This is a genomic window from Bacillus sp. 7884-1 (assembly GCF_002272245.1).
In the GTDB taxonomy this organism is placed as follows: Bacteria; Bacillota; Bacilli; order Bacillales; family Cytobacillaceae; genus Neobacillus.
The window spans coordinates 71,720-83,678 of record NZ_NPDD01000069.1 but is presented as its reverse complement, the minus strand read 5'-3'; the positions used below and the strand labels follow the sequence as shown (position 1 = coordinate 83,678).

At 40.9% G+C, this 11,959-nt stretch carries 9 protein-coding genes; all 9 read left to right on the top strand.

Annotation, left to right across the window (positions count from 1 at the left end; all coding sequences use genetic code 11):
• Positions 1–2 precede the first annotated feature (2 nt).
• A complete protein-coding gene (locus tag CHI06_RS09530) occupies positions 3–2,024 on the top strand; it encodes a hypothetical protein (protein ID WP_095248310.1) in 2,022 nt (673 codons plus the stop codon).
• 106 nt (positions 2,025–2,130) lie between these two features.
• Positions 2,131–2,796 (top strand): aspartate/glutamate racemase family protein, encoded by a 666-nt coding sequence (locus CHI06_RS09525; protein WP_095248309.1) that lies wholly within the window; start codon positions 2,131–2,133, stop codon positions 2,794–2,796.
• An 11-nt stretch (positions 2,797–2,807) separates the two neighbouring features.
• Positions 2,808–3,728 (top strand): class II fructose-bisphosphate aldolase, encoded by a 921-nt coding sequence (locus CHI06_RS09520; RefSeq protein ID WP_095248308.1) that lies wholly within the window; start codon positions 2,808–2,810, stop codon positions 3,726–3,728.
• 32 nt (positions 3,729–3,760) lie between these two features.
• On the top strand, positions 3,761–6,190 hold the full coding sequence (locus tag CHI06_RS09515) for an alpha-mannosidase (RefSeq protein WP_095248307.1): 2,430 nt from the start codon (positions 3,761–3,763) through the stop codon (positions 6,188–6,190).
• Positions 6,191–6,192: 2 nt separating this feature from the next.
• Positions 6,193–6,864, top strand: coding sequence for a class II aldolase/adducin family protein (locus CHI06_RS09510; protein ID WP_095248306.1), 672 nt, complete (start codon positions 6,193–6,195; stop codon positions 6,862–6,864).
• Positions 6,861–8,135: a four-carbon acid sugar kinase family protein gene (locus CHI06_RS09505; RefSeq protein ID WP_179292579.1), complete on the top strand. Its 1,275-nt coding sequence runs from the start codon at positions 6,861–6,863 to the stop codon at positions 8,133–8,135. Before CHI06_RS09510 ends, CHI06_RS09505 begins: the two co-directional genes overlap by 4 nt.
• A 27-nt stretch (positions 8,136–8,162) precedes the next feature.
• Positions 8,163–8,792: a D-sedoheptulose-7-phosphate isomerase gene (locus CHI06_RS09500; protein ID WP_095248304.1), complete on the top strand. Its 630-nt coding sequence runs from the start codon at positions 8,163–8,165 to the stop codon at positions 8,790–8,792.
• Positions 8,789–9,766 carry an ROK family protein gene (locus CHI06_RS09495; protein ID WP_095248303.1) on the top strand — a complete coding sequence of 326 codons (978 nt, stop codon included), beginning with the start codon at positions 8,789–8,791 and terminating at the stop codon, positions 9,764–9,766. Before CHI06_RS09500 ends, CHI06_RS09495 begins: the two co-directional genes overlap by 4 nt.
• Positions 9,767–9,799: 33 nt before the next feature.
• Entirely contained in the window at positions 9,800–11,953 is a 2,154-nt protein-coding gene (locus tag CHI06_RS09490; RefSeq protein WP_095248302.1) for a Sip1-related alpha-galactosidase, read from the top strand.
• Positions 11,954–11,959 lie beyond the last annotated feature (6 nt).

The window sequence follows — 11,959 nt, the reverse complement described above, 5'->3', positions numbered from 1 at the left end:
CCTTGAGTACTTTTATTAACCTTCATCATAATGAAATTGAAGTGTATTCGTTAGAACGAAAGAGCAATAATGCTTTTCTAAAACTGTCATCACTGCTTGAAATCTATAACGGTGAACAGACGGTAGAGGAAATCCAAATAACAGAAGCCGATCAGGTTGATGACAGCTTCCACGTGTCGGGCAAAGGAGAGCTATTCTCGGTTCAATCTGAGTGGAAACCGGTCCAAGATGGCAGTCATTTTATTGAAGTTGACTTGAACGTTAGCTACAACCAGGAAGTTTCAGGGGATTTTGGATTACAGTTTAAAGCTGAATTAGTAGGAAACGGAAAGCCGACTTGGATGATCCCAGGTGCCTTTTACAAAGAAAATCGCTTTGAGCATAATGCGCGGCAATACCCAAGATATGATTACCGTGATGGCAATCATGAAGAAATGGTATCTGATCACTGGTCCTTTCGATCGGACCGTGCGGCACTCCCAGCAGTTTTTGCTTGGAATGATGAGATGTGTGGGGCTTTTTGTGTGGAGGAAATGTCTGCACTTGGGTTGACAGGCTTAGGTTTTAAAGGAAATGAATCTGAAACTTCCATTTGGGTGAATTTTCCTTACAAAGAGGAACCGGTCACATTTGTTGGGCAACCAATTCCTGAGCCAAAGGATATTTCTCTATATACCTTTAAACCAGGTGAAACGGTCACTTTGCGAGTGAAAATCTATACAGGTTCAGCTGATTTACATTCCTATGATCCTTTCGTCCGTGAAATCTATAAGCAACATCAGCAAGAGTATGCATTAAATCCATGGATGGGGCTTGAGGAAGCAGCCGAATTGACCGCACACGGTCTTTATCGTTGGCATTACATGCCTGAACATAGGATTCTAGCAGAAACCGCTGCCTTCGATCGCGAGTTTAATAACAATGTAAAAGGTATGGGAGACCGGCCCCATATGCATGTTGGCTGGGTAAGTGGCGTACCGTATGCATATGCATTACTTACATACGGAAGAAATAAAGGGATTCATCAGTATGTCGATGCCGCTATCGATGTCATGAATAATATTGCTTCGGCGTTAGCTCCAAGTGGGACGTTTTGGGCATCATGGGTGCTGGGAAAAGGCTGGGGAACGGGCTGGAATCCTAAAAATACTTGGCTGCAAGCAAGAACCATTTCAGAAGCAACCTTATTCTTAGTTCGTGCCCTGAGCTTTGAAAAGCAGGCAGGTTTTAGCCATCCCGAGTGGGAAAAAGCGGTTCAATCCAATCTTAACTTTGCTGTCAATCATCAACGGGATGATGGGAATTTTGGTTCCTACTATCATTGTGAAACTGGAGACACTGAGGAATGGGATGGAGCAGGCGGTATTTTATGGATTGCCTCCTTGCTAGAAGGAAGCACTTTCTTTCAAGAAGAGACATATCGTTCCGCAGCAGAAAAGGCCGGACATTATTATGAAAGATTTGTTTTGGATGAATACATCTATGGCGCACCGGAGGATGTACATCTGACACCAACATCCGAAGATGCTTATAATGCTGTTGTAGCCTATGTATTACTCTATGAAAATGATAAAAATGAAAAATGGTTAAAGCTTGCCAAATCGGCTGCAGACTGGTTAATGACGTTCCGGTGGACGTATAATCTAGCATTTCCAGAGCATTCCTTCCTGAAACAATATGATTTCCGTTCTCGCGGTGCAGATCAAGCATCACCATCGAATCAACATTTACACAATTATGGACTGTTTTGTGTACCAGAAATGCTACGGCTATGGAAGTATACCGATGATGCTTATTATTTGGACCGAACCCGCGACCATATTGCTTGTTTCTTGCAGTTTATTGCAAGAAACGATGGTGATTTTAATGCTTATAAAGGCATGGTCACAGAGCGTTTCTATAATACGAATTGCTTCCAGCCAAAGGGAATGATGTTAACGCTATCTCATTCCTGGTGTGTTGGGTTAGTGCTATATGCTGCTCAGGAGGCATTAGCGTTTAACAGCGATTTGCAGTTAAATTAAGTTGAAAAATCAATTAGCCATCGTGGGATTCCCTGATGGTTAGTTGTGTTTATAACGTTAGAACCTGCAGAAATAGCAGACCTAATTTTGACAGGAGGGAAACGAATTGAAAAAGAAACTGGCGATTATCCATACGACTCCCGTTACGGTGGAGTCGTTAAAAGAACTAGCAAATAAAATGCTGGGAGATTGTGAAATTATCAATATAGTTGATGATTCCATTTTGCCGCAATTAAGTAAAAATGGAGGAAATGTCCAAGAAATTGCCGAACGCTGGGAAAGTTATGCGAAGGTTGCACAAGGGCAAGGTGCTGATTGTATTTTGAATGCTTGTTCTTCGATTGGTGAACTTGTTTCCTTAACACAACCAAAAATAACGATTCCGATTGTCCGCATTGACAATGCGATGGCAGAATATGCAGTAAACGCTGCAACAAAAATCGGGGTTGCCGCCACATTGGAAACGACGCTAAAACCGACCTTAGAATTGTTAAAACAAAAAGCAGCACAGATGCAGAAAGCAGTTGAGTTTGAACCTATTCTAGTTGCATCCGCCTATCAGAAATTAATGGCGAATGATAAAGCAGGACATGATCACGACCTGGCAGCAGCGCTACGTGAATTAGCCCAAAAAGTAGATATTGTCGTACTAGCTCAGGCATCAATGGCAAGGGTTGTTTCGACTTTTCCGGTAGATGCGCAGCGCCAATTTGTAACGAGTCCTGAGTTAGGTATGGAAGCAGTTAAAAACACCCTACAAACTATAAAATAAAAGGAATGATCATGATGAATCAAGTAAAACCAACAAATGTACTCCCATTAACTGAAGCGCTAAAAATGGCAGAAAAATTTAATTATGCTACAGGTTCGTTTTCACCACGTTATACAGCAATGATTAAACCAGTTTTACAAGCAGGACAAAAAACAGCTTCACCACTAATAGTTCAAATCTCACAAAAAGAATTAGAACGTTATGGGATTACACCATTTGAATTTGCCGATGAGTTTTATCAACAATTAGAAACTTTAGCGATTACAGTACCTGTTGTTTTACATTTAGATCACACGAAAGAATTGCAAGTCATTAAGGATGCAATCGAAGCAGGTTTCACATCTGTAATGATCGATGCCTCAGAAAAACCCTTTGAAGAAAATGTAAAGATTACGAAAGAGGTTGTCGAATATGCCCATGCAAAAGGAGTTTCGGTAGAAGCAGAACTTGGCATGATTGGTACAACTGATTTTATTGAAACCGATAAAGATGAAGAATTATATACAGATCCAATCGAAGCGGCAGAATTTGTTAAGCAAACAGGTGTTGATGCGTTAGCGGTTTCATGTGGAACGGCACATGGTGTGTATATGGTCCGGGAACCAAAGGTGGATTATGCCCGTTTAAGTGCGATTCGTGAGTTAACTCCTGTCCATTTAGTTCTTCATGGTGGATCTGGTGTCCCAAGTGAAATGGTTCAAAAAGCGTTTCAGCTTCCAAACGGTGGTGTAAGTAAAGTAAACATTGCCACTGACCTAGAGCTTTCTTTGTTAAAAGCAATCGGACGAGAAGAAAGAATGACGAATGTGGAATGTAACCAATTAACATCAGAGCAGTTGCAAGTTGCTCAAGCTGCAGTCGAAGAAACTGTAACAGAAAAAATCACTCAATTTTTATTAAGTGACAACAAAGCAAGTCATTTCAACCAATAACATAACGAATGAACAGATAGGGGTTTTAGGAAATGAAAGATAAAACATTTCATATGATTGGTAATGCTCACTTAGATCCAGTTTGGCTTTGGCAATGGCAAGAGGGATTCCAAGAAACAAAAGCCACTTTTCGTTCAGCCTTGGACCGAATGAAAGAATATGAGGATTTCATTTTCACATGTAGTTCAGCCGCGATGTTTGAATGGGTAGAAGAAAATGATCCGGAAATGTTTGCTGAAATCAAAGAGCGGGTTAAAGAAGGGCGCTGGCGAATTGTTGGCGGCTGGTGGATTCAGCCTGATTGCAATATCCCGAATGGTGAATCGTTTGTACGACAGGGGCTATACGGCCAGCGTTATTTTCAAGAGAAATTTGGTGTAACAGCTCGTGTTGGCTACAATGTTGATAGTTTTGGTCATCACGGCATGCTTCCACAAATTCTAAAGAAAAGCGGAATGGACTCTTACGTATTTATGCGGCCTGCACCAAATGAAAAAGGTCTTCCTAGTAGACTCTTTTGGTGGGAATCAGATGATGGCACACGTGTAATGGCATTCCGAATTATGCAGGAATATAATTCATGGGGCAAAGAGCTTGATCGAATTGTTCACCGAAGTAAGGGTGAGTTTAAAGGCAATGTCAATGACCTGATGATTTTCTATGGAGTTGGAAACCATGGCGGCGGACCAACGAAGGAAAACATTGAAAGCATCTATCGTTTAAACGAGGATGCTAGTCTTCCGAATCTTACGATCTCAACACCTGAAGAATATTTTGAAAAAATGAAAAATACAAATGATTTACCTGTAGTTCATGATGATCTGCAGCACCATGCTAGTGGCTGCTATGCTGCCCATTCTGGTGTGAAACAATACAATCGTAAAGCAGAAAATATCGTGATGACAGCTGAAAAATATGCGGCCCTTGCTTCTTGGTTAACAGGACAACCGTATCCAGTTGAATTCAAACGGGCTTGGAAAAATATCCTATTTAATCAATTTCATGATATTTTAGCGGGTACGAGTATTGAGCCTGCCTATGAAGATGCAAGGAATTTATATGGTGAAGCGATCGCGATAGCTGACCGGGCCTTAAATAATGCAGTTCAATCGATTTCATGGAAAATCGATATCGAACAGGATGAAAGAATGAAACCAATTGTTGTCTTTAACCCACATGCATGGGAGAGCAAAGTGAATGTAGAAATTGAAATTGGCGGCTTTAAATCAACCTCTGTTTTAGTGGATGATCAAGGCAATGCTGTTCCATTTCAAACAGTACAGTCACAAGCAACAGCAGGGGGGCGTAGGCGCTTAAACTTTTTAGCTGATTTACCGGCCATGGGATATCGTGTGTACAAGCTTTATACTGAACTAAGCAGCGTTACACCAGTGGGTGAACCAATTAACGCAAGCCAACACTCTATGGAAAACAACCGTTTTAGAATCGAGTTTGATCCGGAAACCGGTTGGATTAAGAGTTTATATGATAAACAAGTAGAGCATGAAGTTTTTTCAGGACCTGCTGCAAAACCGATTGTCCTGAATGACAAAACAGATACGTGGAGCCATGATACCCTCCATTTCAATGATATATCAGGCGAATTTAAAGCGACGAAGATTTACCTAGCCGAGCATGGTCCAGTTAAATCTGTGATTCGGGTGAAAAGCGAATACGGCCGCTCCATCTTAATTCAAGACTTTACGATGTATCAAGAGAAAGACCAAATTGATGTGAATGTTACTGTTGATTGGCGCGAAAAGTTCAAGATGCTGAAGCTAGTTTTCCCAATCAATTCAATCTTTAGGAAACAAACATATGAGATTCCTTATGGAACAATCGAGCGGGAACATAATGGCGAAGAGGAACCAGGTCAAAGCTGGGTGGATGTAACGGGTGTCCGTCCAAACCACGAAGGCGTATATGGTTTGAGTCTGATGAATGACGCGAAATATAGTTACAGTATCCACAATAAGGAGCTTTCTTTAACGGTATTGCGCAGTCCAATTTATGCCCATCATGATCCACTTGTTCCAGAAGAGGACGGGGAATATACGTTTATCGACCAAGGAATTCAGCGTTTTGAATACTCGTTACTTCCACATGAAGGTAGCTGGGAAGATGCGGAAACAGTGAAAAGAGCAGCGGAATTAAATTGTAAACCAATTTCTATTATTGAAACCTTCCACAAAGGTTCATTACCACAAACAGATTCATATGTGAACGTAAGTGGTGCAAATCATGTGCTTATTAGCGCCATCAAGAAAGCAGAAGACAATGAAGATTTGGTTATTCGCGCTTATGAAACGAATAAAGTCGCAGCAGAAGTTGAAATCACTTTGCCGAAATTTAATCGTTCCTTTATGGCATCCTTTAAACCGTCAGAAATAAAAACATTCCGAATCCCTAAAGATAGCGAAAAGCCAGTAAGGGAAACGAATTTGATTGAATGGGATGAGTAGAAATGGTCATTGATAAGAAGCTGCTAGAATTAAAAAAGCAATTGCAGGAAACTGGAAAATTCATGATGGAATATGAACTTGCCTGGGGGAATTCAGGGAATATTAGTGCAAAAACAGAGGGCAATTCGTTCCTTATTACGGCAAGCGGGACGTATTTAGGCGATTTAGACGAAGAAGATTTTGCTGAATGCTCTTTAGCAGTTAACGAGAGTCCTAGTTTCGGTCCGAAGCCTTCGAAAGAAGTCCCAATGCATCAAGCAATCTATGAAACTAGGCCTGAAATTGGTGCAGTGCTCCACGCCTCACCTTTATATAGTACGCTGATCGCTTCTTCCCATCTCGACTTACCTGCCGCTTGGTTTGTTGAAGGGATGTATTATTTAGAACGGATTGAACGTGTTCCGTATGCACATCCTGGTTCAATGGAATTAGGAGAACTCGTTCGAGAAAAGGCGAAAAACGCTAACATTCTTTTATTAGAAAACCATGGAGTCCTTGTTTATGATACAAGCATAAAGGAAGCGAAAATGGCACTGCAAACATTAGAAATGGCATGCCGCATGCTTATCATCTCCCGCAACTCCGGTATCGTTCTTCAAGAGCTTTCGGATAATGAGATACACAGCTTTCTTCATGATTCAGGATATAAGCCGCGAAGGAAGTGGGAAAATTGATCGGAATTGTTGCGGATGATATTACAGGAGCAAATGATATTGGAATTATGTATGCGAAATCAGATTGGCAGACAGATGTCTATCCGTACCCATTTTCTCAAGAAAAAACGGGAACGTTCCTACCGGAAGTATTAATTATTGATACGAATTCGCGTCTCGATTCCTATGAAGAAGCCTATGATAAGGTTTTTTCGAGCACAAAAAGTCTTAAGTCACTTGGATGTGAACAATTTTTTAATAAAACATGTTCGGTTTTTCGTGGGAATATTGGTGCTGAATTCGATGCGATGCTGGATGCGCTTGAAAGTGAATTTGCTGTCGTTGTACTTGGTTTCCCGAAAAACGGAAGAACCACGATAAATGGACAGCATTATGTCCATGGGAAAAAATTAGCAGATTCTGAGTTTCGTCATGACCCTGTACATCCGATGCACGACTCTAATTTGGTTGAAATCTTACAAGCACAAACAAAGAGAAAAGTAGCCCTTGTGGAAGTCGATATCATTGATCAAGGCAGCGAAAAACTTAAACAAGAAATTGAACGCATGCGTACAGAGTGCAATTATTTGTTGATTGATGTTAGAGACCAGTTATCTTTACAAGTTATTGCAAGATCCATCAAAGAGGAAAAGATTATCTGCGGGGCATCAGGCATTGCGGAAGAATTAGCGCTCGAAATGAATCCAGGTCAAAAGGAACAACAATCTATTCAGATTCCAAAATTAGATACAGGGATACTATGTGCCGCTGGCAGTTTAATGCCCCAGACCTTTAAGCAAGTGGAAGAGATGAAGAAACGTGGACTTCCTGTATTGGAATTGGAATCACGTCTGTTGTTTTCTAGGCAAAAGGAAGCCCATAAAGAGGAGCTTATCACGAAGCTCGTCACTTACCTAACAAAGGGTGAAGATGTGCTGGTGCACTCTTCAAATAACCCTAATGTTGTGAAAGAAACAAAACAAATTGCCGCAAGTTTAGGTTTTTCGAATACGGCCGTTTCAAGGGTCGTATCTGAATCATTAGCGTTTGTAATCGATGAAACGGTAAAACGGACTAATGCTAATCGCCTGTTAATAGCAGGTGGTGAAACCTCTGCTTCTGTCTGCAGCAGGCTTGGAATTGAAGGTCTTCGAGTCTGGAAGGAAATTGAACCCGGTCTTCCCTCATGTATGAGTTTAAATAAGCCATCAATGATGCTTGTCTTAAAATCAGGCAGTTTCGGGAGTCCTGATTTCTTTGCTAAGGCGATTGACCACCTTAAGGAAAATTAATGAATGATTTTAATAGGGGATGTCACGATGAATGCTAGATTAGAAAAACTAATTGAAAAATATCCAGAGTTACTAGAATGTCAGAACAGTATTATGGAAGCTTTTAATGCGATTAAAAAGTCCTATGTGGCAAATGGAAAACTGCTGCTTGCTGGAAATGGGGGCAGTGCAGCTGACTGTGAGCATGTCGTCGGTGAATTAATGAAAGGATTTATGTCGAAACGCCCTTTACCTCAAACAATCAAAGCAAAGTTAAAGGAAGCTGCAAATGGCAGTGACTATCTTGGTGAGAATTTGCAGGGGGCACTCCCTGCTATCTCGCTTGTCAGCCATTCGGCACTGATGACAGCCTTCGCCAATGATGTTGCTCCAGACATGGTGTTTGCTCAACAGGTATACGGTTACGGAAAACTTGGCGATGTCTTCATTGGCTTTAGTACTTCAGGTAATTCCAACAATATTAACCATGCTGTAAAAGTTGCAAAAGCGCTTGGACTAACAACGATCGGATTCACTGGTAAAAGTGGCGGGGCTTTAAAAGAGCTTTGTGATATTACCATTTGTGTTCCTTTTGATAGCACACCGGATATCCAGGAAAGACATCTGCCTATTTACCACACCCTTTGCATCATGCTTGAGGAGGAGTTTTTTGGATGAAACCCGTTCTAGCAGGTTTAGATATCGGTGGAACAAAGTGTGCCGTAGTAGTAGGTATTGAAGATCTGCAAGGAATTCAGATTATAGCAAAACAAAGTTTTCCTACTCCTGATACACCCGAAAAAGCGCTCACAAAAATGATGGACGAAATAGAGAAAATTTTGTTAGAGCAAGAAGATCTTGTCTTAACAGCGATTGGAATAAGCTGTGGCGGCCCGCTTGATAGTAAGAAAGGGCTCATCTTAGCGCCTCCCAATTTACCAAACTGGGACCGGATTGATGTATTAACACCGCTTAGGGATCGTTTTCTAGTCCCTGTTTCTGTCCAAAACGATGCCAATGCCTGTGCGCTGGCTGAGTGGAAGTGGGGTGCAGGAAAAGGCACGAACAACATGGTCTTTCTAACATTCGGAACGGGAATGGGTGCAGGTTTCATATTGGATGGGCGCTTGTATACGGGTACAAATGATATGGCTGGCGAAGTCGGCCATGTTCGTTTGGAACAGGACGGCCCAATCGGTTACGGGAAGGCCGGATCATTTGAAGGCTTTTGCAGCGGCGGTGGTATTGCCCGTTTAGCTCAAATGATGGTTAATGAGTGGTTCAATCAAGGAAAAACGACCGAGATTTGTTCTTCAAGGGAAGAAATTGTTGAAATCACAGCCAAAACGGTTGCGGATGCTGCAAATGCTGGGGACGAGTTGGCCTATCAGATTTATCAAATGGTTGGGCAGAAATTAGGGAGAGGCTTAGCTCTATTAATTGATATGCTTAATCCCGAAAAAATTGTTATCGGCAGTATTTACTTGCGACAAGAAGCTTTATTAAAACCAATCGTGATGGAAGAACTTCGAAAAGAAGCCCTTCCTTTCTCGCTCGAGGTTTGTGACGTTGTTCCTTCTGGGTTAAAAGAAAGTGTTGGTGACCTAGCCTCTCTCTCTGTTGCAAAATATGCACTTGAACTTGAAGGATAGGTCCAGACCAAAAAAGACTAAAGGAGCCATACTATGTTTCAATTCGATAAAAAACAAGACGAACTAGATTGTCTTTTTCATAATCAGAGGATTTTATCTGGAATTCAAGTCTCAGTAAATCTTGATTCTCACTCTACTTTATCTTTAGATTTCAAAAACGCTGAAGAAGGTACAGAAGAAGACCAATTCGGCATCTATAAGGAATATCGTTATCATTATAGTGATGATTTGGAAACGGTAACTGTAGCATTAACATTTCGCTGTTATGATTCGTTTATGACAACAGTTGTTAATGCATCTATTAAAAATGATGAATTGTTTAAAAAACAAGCTTATTTTGCACCACTGCAAGCCATTAACATCACGATTGCTAACATTATGGAAGAGTATCAAGCAATGGCGAACTATCAACATAAAGATTGGTGGACACGTCCATTTTTTACGAACAACATCAAGGAAATCCCTGAACGAACACAATCCTTACTTTTAAAAAATGATAATAGTTACTTTCATCTGCTTCCTGTTTGTGATAAAGCAGCAAGGACAGATTTAGTCGGAACCGAAAAGGGCTTGCAGATTTCTGTTTCTCCATTTCATGGCGGCTATGACCAGATTAGTACCTTTGCCTTTATTTTTGGAGCGTCAAATAATCCTTTCCAATTAGTGAATGACAATGTAAAGACTGCTTCAAGTTTCTGTGGTCAAAGTGTCTTGCCTAGAGAGGAAAAGAGCTATCCAGAAATTTTGGATTATTTAGGATGGTGCAGCTGGGATGCCTTTTATCATGCGGTAAATGAGGAAGGAATACTGACAAAAGCAGAAGAATTGCAGCAAAAAAATCTCCCTGTTAAATGGATGATGATTGATGATGGCTGGTCAGAGGTTAATGAAAAAAAACTGAAATCCTTCGATGCTGATCAGGAGAAATTTCCTAATGGATTATCAAGTACTGTATCCTCACTTAAGCAGAAATTTGGAGTGAACTGGGTAGGTGTTTGGCACACGCTTGCAGGATATTGGGAAGGAATTGCACCGGATAGTTCTTTAGCCAAATCCTTAGATAAGCATTTATACCAAGCGAAAAACGGCAGCTTAATCCCATCACCAAACGCGGAGGAAGGCTTTGGTTTTTGGCATGCATGGCATTCAAAACTTAAAAAAGATGGAATCGATTTTGTTAAGGTAGATAGTCAAAGTGCCATTACAAACTTTATGGCTCATAACCAGTCAGTCGGTGATGCCGCAAGCGGAGCTCATACAGCACTTGAAGCGTCTTGTTCTTTACATTTTAATAATACGGTTATTAACTGTATGGGAATGGCTGAGGAAAATATCTGGCATCGTCCTTACTCCGCTGTTTCACGGAATAGCGATGATTTTGTCCCGCAAGAAATGAATGGTTTTAAAGAACATGCGTTGCAAAATGCCTATAATTCTTTTTACCACGGTGCCTTCTATTGGGGCGATTGGGATATGTATTGGACGAAGAACCATGATGATCAGCAAAATATGATTTTACGCGTCATTAGTGGTGGACCAATTTATTTCAGTGATGCTGTTGATGCCACGAATCCAGAAATGATTTGGCCGTTAATTTACAAGGATGGCCGAATTATACGCTGTGACCAGCCTGGAGCGCCAACAGAGGATTGTTTATTTATTAATCCATTCAAAACGAAGGTGCCGCTTAAAATTTGGAACTCAAGTAAAGGTGTAGGTGTTGTCGCTGCATTTAATATTTATGAAGAAAATGAAATCGTTAAAGGTTCTATCGGACCACTTGATGTGCCTAATTTAGCAGGAGAAGAGTTCATCCTTTTTGATGTCATATCAAAGAGACATTGGAAGATGAAAAAAGAAGAACGGATCAAGATCGAATTAGCCGAGAATGGTAGTTCTATATACCTCCTGATTCCAGTAACAGATTCGATTACTCCGATTGGGCTTATCGATAAGTTTATTTGTAATCATGGAATTATAAATAGTTGGAACACAGAGTCTTGTTTGAAGCTAACGTTAAAAGAAGGCGGAGTCTTTGCATTCATGTCTGAAGGACTACCATTAAAAGCAACCGTTAATGGTGAAGTGGTATCGATCGAAACGGATTCTGTTAACCAGCATATTTATACGATTGATTGTCAAACTGCTGTTGGCGAAGTGCTTCTAGAAGTAGAAATAGCGGACTAGGGTGAA

Bases quoted from the DNA above. Each gene is read 5' to 3' on its own strand.
- CHI06_RS09490 (WP_095248302.1), top strand. From the start codon at position 9,800: ATGTTTCAATTCGATAAAAAACAAGACGAACTAGATTGTCTTTTTCAT.
- CHI06_RS09520 (WP_095248308.1), top strand. From the start codon at position 2,808: ATGATGAATCAAGTAAAACCAACAAATGTACTCCCATTAACTGAAGCG.
- CHI06_RS09495 (WP_095248303.1), top strand. From the start codon at position 8,789: ATGAAACCCGTTCTAGCAGGTTTAGATATCGGTGGAACAAAGTGTGCC.
- CHI06_RS09510 (WP_095248306.1), top strand. From the start codon at position 6,193: ATGGTCATTGATAAGAAGCTGCTAGAATTAAAAAAGCAATTGCAGGAA.
- CHI06_RS09500 (WP_095248304.1), top strand. From the start codon at position 8,163: ATGAATGCTAGATTAGAAAAACTAATTGAAAAATATCCAGAGTTACTA.
- CHI06_RS09515 (WP_095248307.1), top strand. From the start codon at position 3,761: ATGAAAGATAAAACATTTCATATGATTGGTAATGCTCACTTAGATCCA.